Origin of the sequence: Leifsonia sp. EB41 (assembly GCF_041262565.1) — a bacterium.
Classification (GTDB): Bacteria; Actinomycetota; Actinomycetes; order Actinomycetales; family Microbacteriaceae; genus Leifsonia.
On sequence record NZ_JBGCCJ010000001.1, the window covers coordinates 3,360,379 to 3,380,976 of the forward strand.

Below are 20,598 nucleotides of genomic sequence, written 5' to 3' on the forward strand. Positions count from 1 at the left end.
CGCCAACAACCCGCTTCCTGCCGCCGTCGCGATGCCGGCGACTGCGCCGAGTGTCACGCTGCTCGGGGCCGGAATGTACCGCGCGGGATTCGCGCTCGACGAGGCCGGCACTGTGTGGGGCTGGGGCTCCGACTACTACCACAACCAGGCGAAGCGCGGGACCCTACTACGCGATGTTCGCGTTGACGCGCAGCGGCGAGGTCTGGGGTTGGGGCTACAACCTGGAGGGCCAGTTCGCGGACGGAACGACCGGTGGAACGTACCGGCACGATCCGGTCCGCATCCCGAACCTCGGGCCGGTGAAGAAGCTGGCCGGCGGCAACTACAACGTGCACGCCCTCCTCGAAGACGGGACGCTCTGGAACTGGGGCTACGGCGCGTACGGCAGCCTCGCGGACGGCGTCACCGGCGTCCACCGTGCCGCCACTCCGACACGGGTGACGGGATTCCCGGCCGATCGCGTCGTGGTCGACGTCGCCGGCCGTAAGAACGGCGCATCGGCCGTCCTCGACGACGGCACCGTCTGGTCGTGGGGATACAACGGCCACGGCGAGATCGGCGACGGCACGGCCAACGATCGCTATGTCCCCACTCAGGTCACCTCGCTCAGCGACGCGAAGCGCGTCTATGCCAACTGGTGGAACGTCGGCGTCGTCCTCGCTGACGGCACCTGCCGGCTGTGGGGCAACAACGCCTACTTCAACCTGGGCAACGGGTCGACCGCCAACCAGAAGCTCCCCGTCAATCCCGGCCTGACGAACGTGGACGCACTCTCCTGGGGGCTTGAGACCGGCCACGCGCTCCTGACCGATGGAAGCGTCTACGGCTGGGGCTACAACGGCAACTACGAAACGGGAACGGGTGTGAGCGGTAACGTCACGACGCCGCTGCGCGTCCCGAACATCGGCCCGGTGAAGCAGCTCGCCCAGTCGCAGTACTCGACGTACTTCCTGCCCGCCTAGCCGTCGAGGGCGCCTCCTCGACAGCGGCGTCGGTGCGCTACTGACGTGCGCCGACGCCGCTGTCGTCGAGGAGATCGTTGAGCCGGTGCTCGGCCCGCTCGACCCTGCGCTGAGCGCCGAGCCGGGCGAGGAACTTCGACTGCGCGAGCTCGTCCCTCGCGGTCTCGAGCTCGGCCTTCGCGACCAGCACCCGCGCCTCGTACTCGGCGGCGGCGCGCTCGGCGGCGGCCTGCTCCGGCGTGATCATCCGTGGCGAGATCCCGCTGTCGAACATCCCGACCGCGATCCAGGAGGCGGAAAGCAGGATGACGCGCGAGACCAGGTTGAACCAGATCAGCAGACCGACGAACACCGCGAACGTGGCCAGGAGCGGGTTCTTCGAGGCGCCCGTCAGCAGGAGGCCGCCGAGCGCGCTCAGCCCGGCGAGAACGCACGAGCCGAGCAGCACGCCGAAGAAGAGGTTGCGCCACGGGATCGCGACGCGCGCCATCACGCGGAACATCGCGCCGAGGGTGAAGATGTTGAGGACCACCGAGATGAGCAGGCCCGAGAATCGGGTGAGCGCGTCCGTCCAGAATGTGTCGGCACTGAGCCCGATGAGATGGAGGAAGAAGGTCAGCGCCTGCGTGCTGATGATCGAGATCAGCGCAGAGAACACCAGCACCAGCCCGAACCCGAGCGCCAGGAACAGGTCGCGGATCTTCTGCAGCACGTAGTTGGTCGTGTCGCGGCTGAGCCCGAAGACGGCGCGCACCGCCTGGCGCGTGTAGTAGAGCCAGCCGATCGCCGTCCAGAGCAGGCTGATGGCCGCGACGATGCCCGACCAGCCGAAGGACGTCGCCGACTCGAGCTGCTCGGAGTTGATGACGCCCGGCGTCGTGGGGGTCGAGATGAGCCCGGGGATCGCCCGGTTGATGATCTCGACCAGTGACTCGTAGATGTCATTGTTGCCGCTGAGCCAGACTCCCGCCGCCGAGAAGCCGAGCCAGACCGCCGCGAACACGGCGAAGAGCGACTGGAAGCCCATCCCGGCGGCGCGGAGGTTGCCGTCGGAGTGCGAGAAGTTGATGTAGACGCGGTACGGGCGCAACGACTGTACCCACTTCGCCCACCGGGAGACGCGGGCCACCGGCTTCTCGAGGCGCTCCTTCAGCGGCTCGGCGGCATCGAGGATGCGCTCCTTCAGCGTCTCCTCCGGTTCGACGGTGCCCTCGGCGCGCTGGAGCGCCGGATCGGGCTGCGCCGTCACCGTGCCCTCCCCGCGTCGCGACTTCCTGGCCACGCCGCAAGGATATCGACTCCGCCCCCGCCCGTCCCTTCCCGGGTCAGCGTGACCGTCGCTCGTGATGACATAGCCGATTACAGCAGCTGAGACTCTTGTTGCTAACGTTGACGTGAAACATCTTACCTGATTCGATGAAAGGCCCCCTCGATGAATCAAACGGAACACTCACAACGTGCCTCTGCGACCGTCAGTCGACGCACGGTCGCCAAGACGGCTGCGTGGGCGGCTCCCGCGATCGCACTCTCGGCCGCTTCGCCGGCCTTCGCCACGTCCGTCCAGGCCGCGGTGATCCTGCTCGACGCTCCCTCGTATGAGGTCGTGCCGGGCGGCACGGTCACGCTCACGGGAACGATCGTCCCGGCGACCGGGGGGACGGTCCCTTCCGGTATCGGGCTCCAAGCGGCCTTCTCCGGCGGGTCCGGATTCACCGTGGCCTCCGGCCCGGTCGTGACGGGCAGCACGTTCACCCTGACCGTCCGTGCGTCGGCGACGGCGACCCCGTCGAAGATCACCGTCTCGAGCTGGAACCACCCCGTCTTCGAGGAGGCGCAGGCGGACCTGACCCTCGCCGCCGTAACGGTGGGCGGCGCCATCCACTTCGATCGCTCCCTTTACACGGTGACGAGCGGCGAGGATGTCACGATCACGGGAACGCTCGAGCCCGCGGCCGGAACGGTGCTCCCTTCCGACATCCTGCTCGAGGCCGCGGTCGAAGGCCTCGGCTTCACCCTGGTCGGGCCCGTGGTCGTGACCGGGAACGCGTTCGCGGTGAAGGTCGCGGCCAAAACGGCCGGGGCGGCCGGGGCGGTCTCGGTGCACAGCCCGAACTACGCCGGCTACTTCGCCGCCAGGACGCAGGTCACCACGCTCTCCCCGGGTTTCGTCGACGCCGGATACGGAATGGTGCCGTTCGTGAGGGGTTGGAAGAGGACCACCGGAAGCGATCCTGCCGTGAGCTGGTTCGCGCCGGCGGCGGGTCTCCTCACCGTGGCGGCGGGGAAGCTCGGCGTCAAGAACCCGTGGCTCGACATGAGGGTCGGCCTGCAGAACGGATCGACCTTCGTCGACGGCTTCGACAACGCGCCGTTCGATAAAAACCCGATGTGGGCGAGCGCCTACCCCTCCATGCCGAGCCTCGATCTCCGCACAGAGGCCACGGTGGTCAGCCTGACGGTCAACGGCGCACCCTATGACAAGAATGCCGGCATCGCTTTGCAGCTCGGTGGATCGACCGCCACGGGTTCCGGAGCGGCGCTCACGGGGCGTGCTGATCCCACAGTGGTGTTCTGGCCGAACAAGGACTCGCGTGGCGTCGACACCACCTACAACAGCGTCTTCGCCTATCTGCCGACCACACTCCCGAAGGGGGCAGTCGGAAAGGTTGAAATCGTGACCACGGTCTCCAAAGCGGATGGGTCTAGAACGAAGATCGGCTTCGTCATCGACTACCAGTACAAGTAACCGTTCGAATCGTCCGAAGGCGCCCTGGTTCACCCAGGGCGCCTTCGGCGTTTAAGGCGACCGATTGTGAGCGTTGCTGATATTCACAGACTTCGAGTGCACGAGTCCTCTGGTTACCTGCTAAAATTTACGTGCAGTATTTTTGCCGATCCCGAAAGAGAATCCATGAACGACTCGAAAGACGAAAACTCTCATCTCATCTCGCGGCGCACTGTCGCCAAGACGGCCGCGTGGGCGCCCCCTGCGATCGCCCTCGCGGTGGCCTCGCCGGCCCATGCCGCATCGACGTCCGAGGTTGCGATGATCCAGTTCGACGAACCCCTGTACCAGGTGGCGCCGAATACCACGATCGTCATCACCGGAACGCTGGTCCCTGCCAAGGGGTCGAGCGTTCCCGCGGACATCAAGTTCAACGTGAACTTCCCCGGAGCGAAAGGCTTCTACGGCACTCCGCCGGTCGTGACGGGTAACCGCTTCGAGATGACGGTGCAGGCCTATGACACCGCGACGACGGCGACCTTGCGGCTGTCCTCCTCCAACTACCCGGCCTACACGCCGGGCACGACCACGGTGACCGCCGCCAAGTCCGGCGCGATCCTCGTCGGCCAGCCGACCTACGACGTCCCGCAGGGCGGCGGTATCTCCGTGAAGGGGACGCTGCAGGCCCCGGAGGGCGGGACGCTCCCGGAGAACATCGAACTGGTGGCCACCACCACCGATGGATTCGAGGTGCTGATCCAGCCCCTGGTGACGGACAACACGTACGAGCTGGTCGTCGGGGCGATCGCAGCGCCAGGCGCCACGGGAAACCTCACCGTCTCGAGCTCCAGCCACCCCACATACACGCCGGGCACAGCCGCGCTGACGGCCGTGGCCAGCGACGTCCCCACGGGGGTTCCGCAGCTCGTATTCGACCAGCCGGTCTTCACCGCTCCGGGGGCGGGGCCCGTCGCCATCCCGGGACACATCATCGTCCCGCCGGGTGTGACCCTGCCATCCGATATCGAGCTCGTGGCACAGTCGGTGTCGGAGTTCTGGAAGATCACGGGGAAGCCGGTGATGACCGGGCCCGACACGTTCTCGGTGATCGTGGAGGCGCCGGTCCGGCGCTCCCTCACGTACATCATGCTGTGGAGCCCCAACCACACCGACTACGGGTTCCCGATCACCTGGGTGAACAACTACGTGTAGAAGGTTCACGACTCACGCGATCACACCCTGCTGACGCGTGGCCGACGACGAAGGCGCCCCCGGGAGACCGGGGGCGCCTTCGTATCGAGCTGAGAGTCTGCGTCAGACCTTGCCGCGCATGATGGCCTGCTTGACCTCGGCGATGGCCTGGGTCACCTGGATGCCACGGGGGCAGGCGTCGGTGCAGTTGAAGGTCGTGCGGCAGCGCCAGACGCCCTCCTTGTCGTTGAGGATGTCGAGGCGCACCTGCGCGTTGTCGTCGCGCGAGTCGAAGATGAAGCGGTGCGCGTTGACGATCGCCGCCGGGCCGAAGTACTGGCCGTCGGTCCAGAACACCGGGCAGGACGACGTGCACGCCGCGCACAGGATGCACTTCGTGGTGTCGTCGAAGCGGGCACGGTCGGCGACCGACTGGATGCGCTCCTTGTCCTTCGGCGGCGTGCTGTTCGCGACGAGGAACGGCTGCACCTCGCGGTAGCTCGCGAAGAACGGCTCCATGTCGACGATGAGGTCCTTCTCCAGCGGCAGACCCTTGATCGCCTCGACGTAGATCGGCTTGGAGATGTCCAGGTCCTTGATCAGCGTCTTGCAGGCGAGGCGGTTGCGGCCGTTGATGCGCATCGCGTCGGAGCCGCAGATGCCGTGGGCGCACGAGCGGCGGAACGTCAGCGAGCCGTCCTGCTCCCACTTGATCTTGTGCAGGGCGTCGAGGATGCGGTCGGTCGGGAACATCTCGACGTCGAAGTCCTGCCAGCGCGGCTCGGTGTCCACGTCCGGGTCGAACCGGCGGATGATGAGCGTCACGGTGAACGACTGGACCGGGGCCTCCGGGGCCGGGGGAGTCTCGAGCACGGCGCTGGACATCAGTACTTCCTCTCCATCGGCTGGTAGCGGGTCACGACGACCGGCTTCCAATCGAGCGTGATGTGGTCTGCCGCGTCGGCGGAGTGCGGGTCGCCGGTGAGGTAGGCCATCGTGTGCTGCATGTAGTTCTCGTCGTCGCGCTTCGGGAAGTCGTCGCGCATGTGACCGCCGCGCGACTCCTTGCGGTTGCGGGCCGAGAACACGACCACCTCGGCCAGGTCGAGCAGGAAGCCCAGCTCGACGGCCTCCAGGAGGTCGGTGTTGAAGCGCTTGCCCTTGTCCTGCACCACGATGTTCTTGTAGCGCTCGCGCAGGCGGTGGATGGTGCCGGTCACCTTCTCGAGCGACTCGTCGGTGCGGAACACCTGGGCGTTCCGGTCCATCTCGTCCTGCAGTTCCTTGCGGATGGCGGCGATGCGCTCGGTGCCCGTGCCGTTGCGGAGCCCGGCGATCATGTCGCGGACGGCCTTGGCCGGGTCCGCGGGCAGCGGGACGGCCGTCGCGGTCTTGACGTACTCGACCGCGTTGTTGCCCGCGCGCTTGCCGAACACGTTGATGTCGAGCAGCGAGTTGGTGCCGAGTCGGTTGGAGCCGTGCACCGACACGCACGCGCACTCGCCCGCGGCGTAGAGGCCCGGGACGACGGTGGTGTTGTCGCGCAGCACCTCGGCGTTGTTGTTGGTCGGGATGCCGCCCATCGCGTAGTGCGCGGTCGGCATGACCGGCACGGGCTCCACGACGGGGTCGACGCCCAGGTAGGTGCGGGCGAACTCGGTGATGTCGGGGAGCTTGGTCTCCAGCACCTCCGCACCGAGGTGGGTGCAGTCGAGCAGCACGTAGTCCTTGTGCGGGCCGGCTCCGCGGCCCTCCGCGACCTCCTGGACCATGCAGCGGGCGACGATGTCGCGCGGCGCGAGGTCCTTGATGGTCGGGGCGTAGCGCTCCATGAACCGCTCGCCCGAGGCGTTGCGGAGGATCGCGCCCTCGCCGCGGGCGCCCTCGGTGAGGAGGATGCCGAGGCCGGCGAGGCCGGTCGGGTGGAACTGGAAGAACTCCATGTCCTCCAGCGGGAGCTTCTTGCGCCAGATGATGCCGACGCCGTCACCGGTGAGGGTGTGCGCGTTGGAGGTCGTCTTGTAGATCTTGCCGAAGCCGCCGGTCGCGAACACGATCGCCTTCGAGTGGAAGACGTGCAGCTCGCCGGTGGCCAGCTCGTACGCGACCACGCCGGCGGGCTGGTCGACGCCGTCCACCTCGTTCATGATCACGTCGAGGACGTAGAACTCGTTGAAGAAGTTGATGCCGAGCTTGACGCAGTTCTGGAACAGCGTCTGCAGGATCATGTGGCCGGTGCGGTCGGCCGCGTAGCAGGCCCGGCGGACCGGAGCCTTGCCGTGGTCGCGGGTGTGGCCGCCGAAACGCCGCTGGTCGATCTTGCCCTCAGGCGTGCGGTTGAACGGCAGGCCCATGTTCTCGAGGTCGATGACCGCGTCGATGGCCTCCTTGGCCAGGATCTCCGCCGCGTCCTGGTCGACGAGGTAGTCGCCGCCCTTGACCGTGTCGAAGGTGTGCCACTCCCAGCTGTCCTCCTCCACGTTGGCGAGCGCCGCGGCCATGCCGCCCTGCGCCGCGCCGGTGTGGGAGCGGGTGGGGTAGAGCTTCGAGATCACAGCGGTCTTCGCGTGCGGGCCGGCCTCGATCGCGGCACGCATGCCCGCGCCGCCTGCGCCGACGATGACGATGTCGAACTCGTGATAGTGGACGCCGTCGATGACGGTGGATTCAGTGGTTTCAGTTGTCACAGCTTTGGTTTCCGTCAATCACTTGGCCGGGCAGAACGAAGGCAGGTCGGCCGCGTGGGCTCCTGCCGGGCACGGGTCGAAGGTGAAGATCACGAGCGTGCCGAGCACGATGAGCACGACGACCGCCGCCAGGACCGCCCACTTGAGGATGCGGTTGACCATGACGTTGTGCGCGTAGTCGTTGATCAGCGTGCGCATGCCGTTGCCGCCGTGGATGAGCGCGAGCCAGAGCATGAGCAGGTCCCAGACCTGCCAGAACGGCGTCGCGTACTTGCCGGCGACGAAGGCGAAGTCGATCTGCTTGACGCCGGCGCCGAGGACGAGGTTGATCAGCAGGTGGCCGAAGATGAGGATCACCAGCACGAGGCCGGAGGCCCGCATGTAGATCCAGCCCCACTTCTCCCAGTTGACGCCCTTGCGGGCCGGACGGGCCGGCGAGCGCGGAGCCTCGATGGTCGTCACGTCAGTTCACCTCCGAGAAGATGTGGATGAGCTGCGTCGGCACGAAGCCGGCCATGAGGATCACCCAGAGTGCGATGACGATCCAGAACATGACCTTCTGGTACTTGACGCCCTTGCTCCAGAAGTCGATCAGGATGATCCGGATGCCGTTGAAGGCGTGGAAGATGATCGCCGCGACGAGCGCCATCTCCCCGAATCCCATGATCGGGTTCTTGTAGGTGCCGATCACCGCGTTGTACGCCTCGGGGCTGACCCGGACGAGCGAGGTGTCGAGGATGTGGACGAGAAGGAAGAAGAAGATGGCGACGCCGGTGATGCGGTGAAGCACCCACGACCACATGCCCTCACGGCCGCGGTACAGCGTGCCGCCCGGCCTCGACTTCGTCGGTTGCAGGGTCCCTGCCGCTTGCTCTGGCACGAACAACCCTCCCTGGTTGCGATCGCGGAAAGATGGCGCACGAAGCGCGTCGCAAGTCTATGCCGCGGAGCGCGTGCGCGCTGCTTAGGGTGGCCTTGGTTATCTCGACGTCGAGATAAATGGGCGTCGCCCGCGCCTCAGAGCACGTCCGTCGAGCCCGTGACCTTCAGCGCGTCCACCACCGACTTCACCCGCTGAGCGTTGTCCGTCGTCGTCACCAGCAGCGCATCGGGCGTGTCGACGATGACGATGTCCTTCACGCCGATCAGGCTGATGACGCGCTTGGTCGTGGTGACGACGATGCCGCTGGAGGCGTCGGCGAGCACGCGGGCGTTCTCGCCGAGGATGGCGAGGTCCGTGGTGCGGCCGCCGGAGTTCAGCTTGGAGAGCGAGGCGAAGTCGCCGATGTCGTCCCAGTCGAAGTAGCCGGGGATGACCGCGAGCCTTCCGGCGACCGCCGCGGGCTCGGCGACGGAGTAGTCGATCGCGATCTTCTCCAGGTTCGGCCAGATCCGGTCGACGGCGGGGCCGCGGGTGGCCGGGTCGTCCCAGGCCTCCGCGAGCTCCAGCAGCCCGGCGAGGAGTTCCGGCTTGGAGCGGCCGATCTCCTCCAGCAGCAGGTCGGCGCGGGAGATGAACATGCCCGCGTTCCACAGGTAGGACCCGCTCTCGAGGTAGGCCTCGGCGGTCTTCAGGTCGGGCTTCTCGACGAACGACCGGACTTCGAGGGCGGTCGGGGCGCCCTTCACGGTCAGTTCGTCGCCGGACCGGATGTAGCCGAACCCGACGGCGGGCTCGGTCGGCTTGATCCCGATGGTCGTGATGTAGCCGGCGTCGGCGGCGGCGACGGCCTCCTTCACGGTGGAGGCGAACAGCCGGTGGTTGCGGATGACGTGGTCGGCGGCGAACGACCCGACGATCACACCGGGCTCGCGGCGCTCCAGGATGGCTGCGGCCAGCCCGATGGCGGCGGTGGAGTCCCGCGGCTCGGACTCGAGGACCACGTTGGCGTCGGCCAGCGCGGGAAGCTGCGCCTCCACGGCGGCCCGGTGGGCGCGTCCGGTGACGACCATGATCCGCTGCTCGCCGGAGATGGGCGCGAGCCGGTCCCACGTGTTCCGCAGCAGCGTCTGCCCCGACCCGGTCAGATCGTGCAGGAACTTGGGGGCGTCCGCCCGCGACAGCGGCCACAGCCGGGAGCCGATCCCGCCCGCCGGGATGATGCTGTAGAACCGGTCGAGCGTGCCACGTGAAGTCATGACGAAAGGATAGCGAGCGGTTCTGGTCACCTTCCGTTCACAGTCGGGACATTCCCCGACGCGACACTGTGGTCATGCGGGTCGCCGTCGTCAGCGAGAGCTTCCTCCCCACAGTCAACGGGGTGACCACCAGCGTCCTCCGGGTGCTGGATCATCTGGCCGCGGAGGGCCATGAAGCGATCGTGATCTGCCCGGAGGCCGGGGCGCCGGAGGAGTATGCGGGGTACCGCATCCACCAGGTGCCCTCGATCGCGTACCGGCAGTTCCCGGTCGGGCTGCCCAGCCCGCAGGTGCAGCGCATCCTCGCCAGGTTCGAGCCCGATGTGCTGCATGCGGCCTCTCCCTTCTTCCTTGGGGCGCAGGCGATCGCCGCCGCCAACCGGGTCGGGGTGCCCTCCGTCGCCATCTACCAGACCGACGTCGCCGGGTTCGCCCGGCGCAACGGGCTCGGGATGACCGCCGCCATCGCCTGGAAGTACGTGCGCTGGGTGCACGAGGGCGCCGATGTCACCCTCGTTCCCTCGTCAGCCAGCGAGTACGACCTCCGGGAGGCCGGGGTCCGCCGGCTGGCCCGCTGGGGGCGGGGCGTGGACCTGGAGCGGTATCACCCGAACAACCGGCGCACCGCAGGGGCGGTGGCACTCCGGGAGCGGCTCTCGCCCGACGGGGAGGTCGTCGTCGGCTACGTCGGCCGGATCGCGCCGGAGAAGCAGGTCGAGCGGCTGCGCGTGCTGCGCGGGCTGCCGGGGGTCTCGGTCGCGATCGTCGGGGACGGCCCGGCACGGGAGGCCGTCGAGCGGCAGCTCCACGGCGTCCCGACCACCTGGCTCGGCCGGCTCGGGGGCGCGGACCTCGCCGCCGCCTACGCGGCCTTCGACGTGTTCGTCCACACCGGCTCCGAGGAGACCTTCGGGCAGACGGTCCAGGAGGCGCACGCCTCCGGCCTCCCTGTCGTCGCGCCGCGTGCCGGCGGCCCGATCGACCTCGTCGAGCACGGCGTGGACGGGCTCCTCTTCCCTCCGGCCGACGATCGCGGACTGCGCGCCGCCGTCTCCATGCTCGCCACCGACGCCCCGTTGCGCCTGCGGATGGGGGAGGCCGGCCGCCGGCGCGTTCTCGGCCGCGGCTGGGACGTGCTCTGCTCCGAGCTCGTCGGGCACTACGAGCAGGTCATCCTCGACGCCTGCACCGACGTCCGCCGTGGCGGAGCCGAACGCACCGGCCGGCTGCGCGCGTACAGTTAGGTGGCGCTGCCGCCCGGTCGCCGGGCGTTGCACGGGCCACCTCACAGTTTCCGCGCACCAGGAGGTGAACCATGGCGAACCTGAACCGACGCGGCATCCCGATGCCCTTCGTGTCCCGAGCCCGGCGGGTCGATCCTCCCAGTTCGCCCGCGCCCGTCCCCACCGAGCCGCAGCGTGCGGCCGGCCGCTCCAGCATGGTGGACAGCGCGATCTACGCGGACGGCGTGCGGGTCGCGTCGCCGCGCACCCTGGCCGAGACCTACCGCGCGCTGGACGACACCCCGGGCGGCGTCGCCTGGATCGGGCTGTACCGGCCGACCGAGAAAGAGCTGATGTCGCTGGCGGAGGAGTTCAGCCTCCACCCGCTGGCGATCGAGGACGCTATCGTCGCCCACCAGCGACCCAAGCTGGAGCGGTACGACTCCGTGCTGTTCGTCGTGCTGAAGGCGGCCAGCTACCTGGACGTGCCGGAGGAGGTCGACTTCGGCGAGCTGCACCTCTTCGTCGGGCCGAACTTCGTCATCACGGTGCGGCACAGCGAGTCGCCGGACCTGTCGACGGTGCGGCACCGGATGGAGCGGGAGCGCGACCTCCTCGCGCTCGGCCCGCAGGCGATCCTCTACGCGATCATCGACGCCGTCGTCGACGCGTACAGCCCGGTCGTCGCCGGGCTCGCCAACGACATCGACGAGATCGAGACGCAGGTCTTCGGCGGCGACGTGCTGGTCTCCCGGCGTATCTACGAGCTGTCGCGGGAGGTCATCGACTTCCAGCGGGCGACCCATCCGCTGTCGTCGGTGATGGTCGCCCTGGAGCGCGGCTCGGCGAAGTACGGCGTCACCGAGGAGCTGGAGCGGCGCCTGCGCGACGTTGCCGACCACCTCACGCAGGTGAACGAGCGGGTCGACGGCTTCCGCTACCTGCTGCGCGACATCCTGACCGTGAACTCGACACTCGTCTCCGAACGCCAGAACGAGGAGATGACGCGGCTGGCGCACTCCACGCACCGCCAGGGCGAGGAGGTCAAGAAGATCTCCTCCTGGGCGGCGATCCTCTTCGCGCCGACGCTGATCGCCGGCATCTACGGGATGAACTTCCACAACATGCCGGAGCTGGCATGGCCGCTCGGCTACCCGCTGGCGGTGCTCGCGATGGTGGGGTTGAGCACGCTGCTGTACGTGGTGTTCAAGAAGCGCGGGTGGATGTAGCCGGTTCTGCTCAAATGCGCAGGTGCCAAACAGCCGCGCATTTGTAACGCTTGCATGAAGAAGCCGGATTCGACCACAGTGCGGTTCGTCATATTCGGTAACGTGCACTGCATATCCTTGCCCGTTTGCACCCGAGCGGGCACTGCATCTTGGAGGACAAAACCTTGACAATCACAGCCCGTAAGGCCGCCCTCACCGGCCTTGTCGCAGCCGGCGTCGTCGCGCTGCTCGCAGCCTGCGGTTCGGCGCCCACGTCGACCAGCACCGCAGCGAACTCGAAGTACCTGCCCTGCATCGTCTCCGACCAGGGCGGCTTCAACGACCGCTCGTTCAACCAGCTCGGTCTGGAGGGCGTCCAGGAGGCCGCTCAGAAGATCGGCAGCTCGTACAAGTCGGTCCAGTCGAAGAGCGCCAACGACTACCTTCCCAACATCAAGAGCCTGATCCAGCAGGGCTGCAACATCATCGTCGCCTCCGGCTTCAACCTCGTCGCGCCCGTCAAGCAGGCCTCCGCGGAGAACCCGAAGGTCAACTTCGTGATGGTCGATGACAACAGCATCAAGGCGGACAACGTCAAGCCCGTCGTCTTCAACACCGACGAGGCCGGCTTCCTGGCCGGCTACGCCTCGGCGAGCTACTCGAAGACCGGCGTGATCGGCACCTACGGCGGCCAGAAGCTGCCCTCGGTCACCATCTTCATGGACGGCATCTCGGACGGCGTGAAGTACTACAACCAGCAGAAGGGCGCCACGAAGAAGGTCATCGGCTGGGACGTCGCGTCGCAGGACGGCCAGTTCGTCAACAGCTTCGTCGACCTGAACACGTCCAAGACGATCGCGCAGACCATGCTCGGCCAGAACGCCGACGTGCTCGCCCCGATCGGCGGCCCGATCTACCAGGGCGCCGCCTCGGCGATCAAGGACGGCGGCAAGAACGTCGCCCTGATCGGTAACGACGCCGACGTCTTCCTGACCGACCAGAACGGCTACAACAGCCTGTTCCTCACCTCGATCATGAAGAACATCAAGCCGACCGTCTCGACGATCGTGCAGCAGGCCGCCTCCGGCAGCAAGTTCGACAACTCGCAGTACGTCGGCACGCTGAAGAACAACGGCGTCGGCATCGCTCCGTTCCACGACTTCGCCTCGAAGGTCGACTCCGGCCTGCAGGGCGAGCTCGACAAGATCAAGGCCGGCATCATCGACGGTTCGATCAAGGTCGAGTCGCCGTCGGCGTTCTCGGAGTAATCCCAGCGACACCCCGGGAGGCCGGCCTTGTGCCGGCCTCCCAACCTCGTCCGTCATGGCCGACGCACAGCCCGACACCCACAAGGCCCCCCACATGAAACTCGAACTCCGCGGTATCACCAAACGCTTCGGCGCGCTGGTCGCCAACGATCACATCGACCTGACGGTCGAACCCGGCGAGATCCACTGTCTGCTCGGCGAGAACGGCGCAGGCAAGTCGACCCTCATGAACGTCCTCTACGGCCTCTACCAGGCCGACGAGGGCGAGATCCTCCTGGACGACGTCGTCCAGGACTTCGCCGGACCCGGTGACGCCATGAAGGCGGGCATCGGAATGGTCCACCAGCACTTCATGCTCATCCCTGTCTTCACCGTCGCCGAGAACGTCATGCTCGGCCACGAACAGACCACGTTCGGCGGCCGCCTCGACCTGAACGCCGCCCGCGCGAAGGTGCGCGAGATCTCGGCACGCTTCGGCTTCGACCTCGACCCGGACGCTCTGGTCGAGGACCTCCCGGTCGGCGTGCAGCAGCGCGTGGAGATCATCAAGGCGCTCTCCCGCGACGCCAAGGTCCTCGTCTTCGACGAGCCGACGGCTGTGCTGACGCCGCAGGAGACCGACGAGCTGATGACGATCATGCGCCAGCTCGCCGAGAGCGGCACCGGCATCGTCTTCATCACCCACAAGCTGCGCGAGGTGCGCGAGGTCGCGACCCGCATCACCGTCATGCGCCTCGGCAAGGTGGTCGGCGAGGCCCAGCCCACGGCCTCCAACGCCGAGCTGGCGTCGCTCATGGTCGGCCGCAGCGTCGAGCTGAGCGTCCACAAGGAGGCGCCGACGCTCACCGAGAACAGCCTGCGCGTGCGCGACCTCACGGTCTCCGACCCGGCGGGCATCGTCCTCGTCGACAACCTCAACTTCGAGGTCCGCGGCGGCGAGGTCCTCGCCATCGCCGGTGTGCAGGGCAACGGCCAGACCGAGCTGACGGAGGCCCTCCTCGGCCTGCAGAAGCGCGTGGCCGGCTCGGTCGAGCTGGACGGCAAGGAGATCCTCGGCCTGTCGGTGCGGAAGGTGCTCGACGCCGGCGTCGGGTTCGTCCCGGAGGACCGCAACGTCGACGGGCTCGTCGCCGAGTTCACGATCGCCGAGAACCTGATGCTCGACCGCTCGAACCGCCGCCCGTTCGTCAAGGGCTCCAACCTCCAGCTCAAGTTCCGCGACACGTTCGCGGAGGAGAAGACGAAGGAGTTCGACGTCCGCGCCCAGGGGATCACCACCCACGTCGGCCGGCTCTCCGGCGGCAACCAGCAGAAGGTCGTGCTCGCCCGCGAGCTCAGCCGCGAGCTGCGGCTGTTCGTGGCGGCCCAGCCGACCCGCGGCCTGGACGTCGGGTCGATCGAGTTCGTCCACGAGCAGATCATCGCCGCCCGCGACTCGGGCGTGCCTGTCATCGTCGTCTCCACCGAGCTGGACGAGATCGTCTCGCTCGGCGACCGGATCGCCGTCATGTACCGCGGCGGCATCGTCGGGATCGTCCCGGCGTCGACGCCGCGCGAGATCCTCGGCCTGATGATGACGGGCGAGGCCCCGCCGGCCGAATACCTCGTCGACGCCGAAGGAGCCTCCGCATGAGCGACCAGATGCCCACTGCCGACGTCGAGGCCGCCGTCGGGGAGACCCCCGTCGACGCTCCGGCACTCGACCAGATCCCGGAGGAGCAGCGCGCCACCGAGCCGCCGGCGCCGGAGATCTCCAAGACCCATCGCATCCTGCGCGAGATCGCGTCGGGGAGCGTCGTGCTCTCGATCTGCGCGGTCATCGTCGCGCTCGTCGTCGGCGGCGTGTTCATCGCCTTGACGAACCAGCAGGTGCAGCAGGCGCTCGGCTACTTCTTCGCGCGGCCCGGCGACACGTTCGCCGCCATCGCCAACGCGGTCGGCGGCGCCTACGCCGCGCTGTTCCAGGGTGCGATCTACAACACGCACGCGCCCGACTTCGCCACCGGCATCCAGTCGCTGTCGACGACGCTCACCTTCGCCACGCCGCTGATCGCGGCCGGCCTCGGCGTCGCCCTCAGCTTCCGGGTCGGCCTGTTCAACATCGGTGGCCAGGGGCAGATGCTCATCGCTGCGCTGTTCGCGGGCCTGGTCGGCTTCAAGCTGCCGATGCCCCCGGGCATCCACCTGCTGATCGCGGTGATCGCCGGCCTCGTCGGTGGCGCGATCTGGGCGGCAATCGCCGGTGTGCTGAAGGCCTACACGGGCGCGCACGAGGTGATCGTGACGATCATGCTCAACTACATCGCGCTCAACCTGCTCAGCTACCTGCTCACGACGTCGTTCCTCCGCGCCCCCGGCGCCAACGACCCGCGCACACCACCGACCCTGCCGACGGCGGTGTTCCCGAAACTGTTCGGGAGCAATTACTCGTTGGACATCGGCATCATCCTGGTGGTGCTCGCGACCATCGCCGTCTGGTGGCTGCTGGAGCGCTCGAGCCTCGGCTTCCGCTTCCGCGCGGTCGGCGAGAACCCGAACGCGGCGCGCGTCGCCGGCATGTCGGTCCGCTCGATCTACGTCTGGGCGATGGTCATCTCCGGCGCCCTCGTCGGCCTCGCCGGCGCCACCCAGGTGCTCGGCCAGATCACGACCGGCTTCGGCAGCGACATCGACGCGGGCATCGGGTTCTCGGCCATCACGGTCGCGCTTCTCGGCCGGTCCCGGCCGTTCGGGGTGCTGGTCGCCGGCATCCTCATCGGCGCGTTCCAGGCCGGTGGGTTCGCGATGCAGGCCGCGGACAACGTCCCCGTCGAGGTCATCGCGATCATCCAGTCGGTCACCGTGCTGTTCATCGCCGCACCGCCGCTGGTGCGCGCCATCTTCCGGCTGCCCGCCCCGGGCAGCGCACCGCGCCGTCGCCGCTCGGCGACCCGCACGAAGGGAGCGGTCGCACGATGACCGTCATCACCCAGCCCCCTGCCTCCGCCCCGGCGCTGGCCGACGGCGAGACCGCGCGCGTGGTCGTCCGCCACTGGCGCCTGCCGATTGTCTTCGCGGTGTTCAGCGTGATCGCGATCCTGCTCTTCCTGGTGTTCCCGCGCTCGGGGACCACGGTCTACACGTTCAGCACGAAGGGCGACTTCTTCACGGTCCCGAACGTGGCGATCCCTGCCATCGCGACCGGGATCGTGGTCACCGTGATCGCGCTCGTCATCACGGCGGTCGCGTTCGTCCTGGTCGCCCGCGGCCGGAGCGTCCCGCTCTGGCTGAGCGCGATCTTCGCGGTGGCGCTGCTGGTCGGCTTCATCACCTGGTCGGTCGGCGACGGCACGGTCCCCGTGGCCGGACTCCTCGCGGGGGCCCTCGGCCTCAGCGTGCCGATCATCTACGGCGCGATGGGCGGTGTGCTCTCCGAGCGGGTCGGCGTGGTCAACGTGGCGATCGAGGGCCAGCTGCTCGGCGGCGCCTTCACGTCGGCGATGCTCGCGACGATCACCCACTCGGTGGTGGTCGGCCTGATCGGCGCGGCCGTGGCCGGCATGATCGTGTCGTTCATCCTCGCCGCCTTCTCGATCAAGTACCTGGTCGACCAGGTGATCGTCGGCATCGTGCTGAACGTGCTGGTGTCCGGAGTGACGGGCTTCTTCTACACGGCCGTCATGGCGAACAACACCGCTGCGTTCAACCTGCCGCCCACCTTGCCGAACCTGCCGATCCCGCTGCTCAGCCAGATCCCGGTCATCGGACCCGTGCTGTTCAACCAGACCCTGATCGTCTACGTGATGTACGTGGCCGTCGCCGGCGTGTACTTCTTCCTGTTCCACACCCGCTGGGGCCTCCGGGTCCGCGCGGTGGGCGAGCACCCGAAGGCGGCGGACACCGTCGGCATCAAGGTGAACTCCACGCGGTTCTGGACCGTCATCATCGCGGGCGCGATCGCCGGCTTCGGCGGGGCGTACTTCACGATCGGCGGCGTCGGCGGCTTCGTGAAGGACATGACGAGCGGCCTCGGCTATATCGCACTCGCTGCGGTGATCTTCGGACGCTGGGACCCGATCCGGGCGACGCTCGCGGCGCTGCTGTTCGGCTTCGCGGGTGCGCTGCAGAGCCTCCTCGGCCTGCTGCACGCGCCGATCCCGAGCGAGTTCCTGCGCATGCTGCCCTACCTGGTGACCATCTTCGCGGTGGCCGGTCTGGTCGGGCAGTCCCGTGGGCCTGCGGCGTCGGGCAAGCCGTACATCAAGTCATGACCGACGCCATCGACTGGCCGGCCCTGCGCGCCGCGGCGAACGAGGCGATGACGCACGCCTACGTGCCGTACTCGCAGTTCCCGGTCGGCGCCGCGGCGCTGGTCGACGACGGCCGCATCGTGAGCGGCTGCAACGTCGAGAACGCCAGCTACGGCGTGACCCTGTGCGCCGAGTGCGGCCTCGTGTCGTCGCTCGCGATGACCGGGGGAGGGCGGCTCGTCGCGTTCACCTGCGTGAACGGCGACGGCGACACACTGATGCCGTGCGGCCGCTGCCGCCAGCTCCTCTACGAGCACTCGGCCGAGGGGATGCTGCTGGAGACGGTCTCCGGCATCCGGACCATCGACGAGGTGCTGCCCGACGCGTTCGGGCCGCGCCAGCTCGCTGCCTACGCGGAGGAGCACGGCGCCGCCGAGCGCGACGCCGACTGACCGAAACGACCACCGACCGAACGACCACCGACCGAACGACCACCGAGCAAGAGGGTTACATCTTCGTGAGCACCGCAGCAGGGGTCGAGGCGTTCGACGCCGTCGACCTGATCCACACCAAGCGCGACCGTGGCGAGCTGACCACGCCGGAGATCGACTGGCTGGTCGACGCGTACACGCGCGGCTACGTCGGCGACGAGCAGATGGCGGCCATGACGATGGCGATCTTCCTGAACGGGATGACGCGTCGCGAGATCCGGGACCTCACACTGGCGATGATCGCGTCGGGCGAGCGGATGGACTTCTCCGGCCTCGGCAAGCCGACCGCCGACAAGCACTCCACCGGCGGGGTCGGCGACAAGATCACCCTGCCGCTGATGCCCCTGGTGGCGTCGTTCGGCGTCGCGGTGCCGCAGCTCTCCGGCCGCGGACTCGGCCACACCGGAGGCACGCTCGACAAGCTGGAGAGCATCCCGGGCTGGCGCGCGAACCTCAGCAACGAGGAGATGCTCGCCCAGCTCCGCGGCCCGGGCGGCGTGATCTGCGCCGCCGGCTCCGGGCTCGCGCCCGCCGACGGCAAGCTGTACGCGCTGCGCGACATCACGGGGACCGTGGAGGCCATCCCGCTCATCGCGTCCTCGATCATGTCCAAGAAGATCGCCGAGGGCACCGGCGCCCTGGTGCTCGACGTCAAGTTCGGCTCCGGGGCCTTCCTCAAGGACATCGACAAGTCCCGCGAGCTCGCCCGCACCATGGTGGAGCTCGGCAAGGACGCGGGCGTCGCGACCTCCGCCCTCCTCACCGACATGAACGTGCCGCTCGGCCTCGCCATCGGCAACGCCAACGAGGTGCGCGAGTCGGTCGAGGTGCTCGCCGGCGGAGGTCCCGCCGACATCGTCGAGCTGACCGTGGCGCTCGCCCGCGAGATGCTGGCGCTCGCCGGGCAGCCGGACGCCGACGTGGAGGCCGCGCTGCAGGACGGCCGCGCGATGGACAAGTGGCGGGAGACCGTGCGAGCGCAGGGCGGCGACCCGGACGCGGCGCTGCCCGTCGCCCGCGAGACGCACACCGTCGTCGCAGAGTCGGACGGGGTGCTCGTTGAGCAGCAGGCGCTCCCGTTCGGCATCGCCGCCTGGCGGCTCGGCGCGGGCCGCGCCCGCAAGCAGGACCCCGTGCAGCACGCCGCCGGCGTCGACCTGCACGCCAAGCCGGGCGACGAGGTGCGCGCGGGCCAGCCGCTCTTCACGCTGTCCGCCGACGAGCCCGCCCGCTTCGAGCGCGCCCTCGAGGCCCTCGAGGGCGCCTACCGCCTCGCGCCCCTCGGCACCCCCTTCACCCGCACCCCCCTCGTCGCCGAGCGCATCGCCTAGATAGATTGAGACCCATGAGCTTGAACGAGAACAGCAGCTACACGCTCGCCGACGGGACCGACATCGGGGCGCTGCCCAAGGTGTCCCTGCACGACCACCTGGACGGCGGCCTGCGGCCGTCGACGGTGCTGGAGCTCGCGGACGGCATCGGCCTCCAGCTCCCGGCCGACGACCCGGTGACGCTCGGCGCCTGGTTCGCCGAGAAGTCCAACTCGGGCTCGCTGGTCGAGTACCTCAAGACCTTCGACATCACGACCGCCGTCATGCAGACCCGTGAGGGCCTCAGCCGCGTCGCCCGCGAGTTCGTGCAGGACCTCGGCGCCGACGGCGTCGTGTACGGCGAGATCCGCTGGGCGCCCGAGCAGCACCTCACCCGCGGCCTCACCCTCGACGAGACCGTGGAGGCCGTGCAGGAGGGGCTGGAGCAGGGCATCGAGGACGTGCGCGCCGCCGGTGGCCGTATCCGCGTGGGCCAGCTCGTCAGCGCCATGCGCCACACCGACCGCAGCCTGGAGATCGCCGAGCTGGCCGTGCGCCACCGCGACCGCGGCGCCGTCGGCTTCGACATCGCCGGGCCCGAGGCGGGCTTCCCTCCCGCGAACCACCGGGCGGCGTTCGACTACCTCGCGTCGGAGTTCTTCCCTGCCACCGTGCACGCGGGGGAGGCGGACGGGCTCGACAGCATCCGCAGCGCCCTCCTCGACGGACGCGCCCTGCGCCTCGGCCACGGTGTGCGCCTCGCCGAGGACATCACGATCGAGCGCCAGGACGACGAGAACACCTACGTGACACTGGGGACCCTCTCGCAGTGGGTCAAGGACCGCGAGATCGCGCTGGAGACCAGCCCGACCTCCAACCTGCAGACCGGCGCGATCGCGGCGTGGGGCGACGACATCCTCGACCACCCGTTCGACCTGCTGTATCAGCTCGGCTTCCGGGTCACGGTCAACACCGACAACCGGCTGATGAGCGGCACGACGCTGACGCGCGAGCTCAGCATCCTCGCCGACGCCTTCTCGTACGACCTCACGGACCTGGAGATCTTCCAGCTCAACGCCGCGGCTGGGGCCTTCCTCCCCGTCGAGCAGCGTGAGGAACTGGCCGAGATCATCACAGCAGGTTTCGAGGGTTCCTGACCCGTTGA

Annotated in this window: 18 protein-coding genes; 12 read left to right on the plus strand and 6 right to left on the minus strand. The window is 68.4% G+C overall.

Annotated features, from left to right (window positions below; translation table 11 throughout):
- Window positions 1–50 precede the first annotated feature (50 nt).
- A complete protein-coding gene (locus ABH923_RS16625) occupies window positions 51–962 on the plus strand; it encodes an RCC1 domain-containing protein (protein WP_370056501.1) in 912 nt (303 codons plus the stop codon).
- 37 nt (window positions 963–999) lie between these two features.
- On the opposite strand, the gene ABH923_RS16630 is transcribed toward ABH923_RS16625, so the two are convergent.
- Window positions 1,000–2,244, minus strand: a complete 1,245-nt coding sequence (locus tag ABH923_RS16630; RefSeq protein ID WP_370056502.1) for a YihY/virulence factor BrkB family protein — start codon at window positions 2,242–2,244, stop codon at window positions 1,000–1,002.
- Window positions 2,245–2,394: 150 nt separating this feature from the next.
- Between ABH923_RS16630 and ABH923_RS16635 the strand changes: the two genes are divergently transcribed.
- Together ABH923_RS16635 and ABH923_RS16640 are read left to right on the plus strand one after the other, a co-directional pair.
- Window positions 2,395–3,708 (plus strand): hypothetical protein, encoded by a 1,314-nt coding sequence (locus ABH923_RS16635; protein WP_370056503.1) that lies wholly within the window; start codon window positions 2,395–2,397, stop codon window positions 3,706–3,708.
- Between the two features lie 165 nt (window positions 3,709–3,873).
- Entirely contained in the window at window positions 3,874–4,899 is a 1,026-nt protein-coding gene (locus ABH923_RS16640) for a hypothetical protein (protein WP_370056504.1), read from the plus strand.
- A gap of 102 nt (window positions 4,900–5,001) precedes the next feature.
- Here the strand turns inward: ABH923_RS16640 and ABH923_RS16645 are convergent, their stop codons facing one another.
- The 5 genes from ABH923_RS16645 to ABH923_RS16665 all read right to left on the minus strand — a co-directional run bounded on the left by ABH923_RS16645 (window position 5,002) and on the right by ABH923_RS16665 (window position 9,704).
- Window positions 5,002–5,763 carry a succinate dehydrogenase iron-sulfur subunit gene (locus tag ABH923_RS16645; protein ID WP_370056505.1) on the minus strand — a complete coding sequence of 254 codons (762 nt, stop codon included), beginning with the start codon at window positions 5,761–5,763 and terminating at the stop codon, window positions 5,002–5,004.
- Window positions 5,763–7,565, minus strand: a complete 1,803-nt coding sequence (gene sdhA, locus ABH923_RS16650; RefSeq protein ID WP_370056506.1) for a succinate dehydrogenase flavoprotein subunit — start codon at window positions 7,563–7,565, stop codon at window positions 5,763–5,765. The genes ABH923_RS16645 and sdhA overlap by 1 nt, the downstream gene beginning before the upstream one ends.
- A gap of 18 nt (window positions 7,566–7,583) precedes the next feature.
- Complete coding sequence (locus ABH923_RS16655; RefSeq protein WP_370056507.1) at window positions 7,584–8,027, minus strand: succinate dehydrogenase hydrophobic membrane anchor subunit; 444 nt, start codon at window positions 8,025–8,027, stop codon at window positions 7,584–7,586.
- A 1-nt stretch (window position 8,028) separates the two neighbouring features.
- Window positions 8,029–8,445, minus strand: coding sequence for a succinate dehydrogenase, cytochrome b556 subunit (gene sdhC, locus ABH923_RS16660; RefSeq protein ID WP_179607700.1), 417 nt, complete (start codon window positions 8,443–8,445; stop codon window positions 8,029–8,031).
- 137 nt (window positions 8,446–8,582) lie between these two features.
- Entirely contained in the window at window positions 8,583–9,704 is a 1,122-nt protein-coding gene (locus ABH923_RS16665) for a mannose-1-phosphate guanylyltransferase (RefSeq protein WP_370056508.1), read from the minus strand.
- A gap of 74 nt (window positions 9,705–9,778) precedes the next feature.
- Here ABH923_RS16665 and ABH923_RS16670 point away from each other — a divergent pair, with 74 nt between their 5' ends.
- From ABH923_RS16670 to ABH923_RS16710, 9 genes are all read left to right on the plus strand, one after another.
- Window positions 9,779–10,948, plus strand: coding sequence for a glycosyltransferase family 4 protein (locus ABH923_RS16670; RefSeq protein ID WP_370056509.1), 1,170 nt, complete (start codon window positions 9,779–9,781; stop codon window positions 10,946–10,948).
- A 71-nt stretch (window positions 10,949–11,019) separates the two neighbouring features.
- A complete protein-coding gene (locus tag ABH923_RS16675; RefSeq protein ID WP_370056510.1) occupies window positions 11,020–12,156 on the plus strand; it encodes a magnesium and cobalt transport protein CorA in 1,137 nt (378 codons plus the stop codon).
- 164 nt (window positions 12,157–12,320) lie between these two features.
- Window positions 12,321–13,403, plus strand: a complete 1,083-nt coding sequence (locus ABH923_RS16680; RefSeq protein WP_370056511.1) for a BMP family protein — start codon at window positions 12,321–12,323, stop codon at window positions 13,401–13,403.
- Window positions 13,404–13,497: 94 nt separating this feature from the next.
- Window positions 13,498–15,036, plus strand: coding sequence for an ABC transporter ATP-binding protein (locus tag ABH923_RS16685; protein WP_370056512.1), 1,539 nt, complete (start codon window positions 13,498–13,500; stop codon window positions 15,034–15,036).
- Window positions 15,033–16,361, plus strand: a complete 1,329-nt coding sequence (locus ABH923_RS16690; RefSeq protein WP_370056513.1) for an ABC transporter permease — start codon at window positions 15,033–15,035, stop codon at window positions 16,359–16,361. Before ABH923_RS16685 ends, ABH923_RS16690 begins: the two co-directional genes overlap by 4 nt.
- Window positions 16,358–17,653 carry an ABC transporter permease gene (locus tag ABH923_RS16695; protein WP_370056514.1) on the plus strand — a complete coding sequence of 432 codons (1,296 nt, stop codon included), beginning with the start codon at window positions 16,358–16,360 and terminating at the stop codon, window positions 17,651–17,653. Before ABH923_RS16690 ends, ABH923_RS16695 begins: the two co-directional genes overlap by 4 nt.
- The gene (locus ABH923_RS16700) at window positions 17,650–18,084 is read left to right on the plus strand and encodes a cytidine deaminase (RefSeq protein WP_370056515.1); all 435 of its coding nucleotides are present in this window, start codon (window positions 17,650–17,652) and stop codon (window positions 18,082–18,084) included. The genes ABH923_RS16695 and ABH923_RS16700 overlap by 4 nt, the downstream gene beginning before the upstream one ends.
- A 65-nt stretch (window positions 18,085–18,149) precedes the next feature.
- Complete coding sequence (locus tag ABH923_RS16705) at window positions 18,150–19,454, plus strand: thymidine phosphorylase (RefSeq protein ID WP_370056516.1); 1,305 nt, start codon at window positions 18,150–18,152, stop codon at window positions 19,452–19,454.
- 14 nt (window positions 19,455–19,468) lie between these two features.
- On the plus strand, window positions 19,469–20,590 hold the full coding sequence (locus ABH923_RS16710; RefSeq protein ID WP_370056517.1) for an adenosine deaminase: 1,122 nt from the start codon (window positions 19,469–19,471) through the stop codon (window positions 20,588–20,590).
- Window positions 20,591–20,598 lie beyond the last annotated feature (8 nt).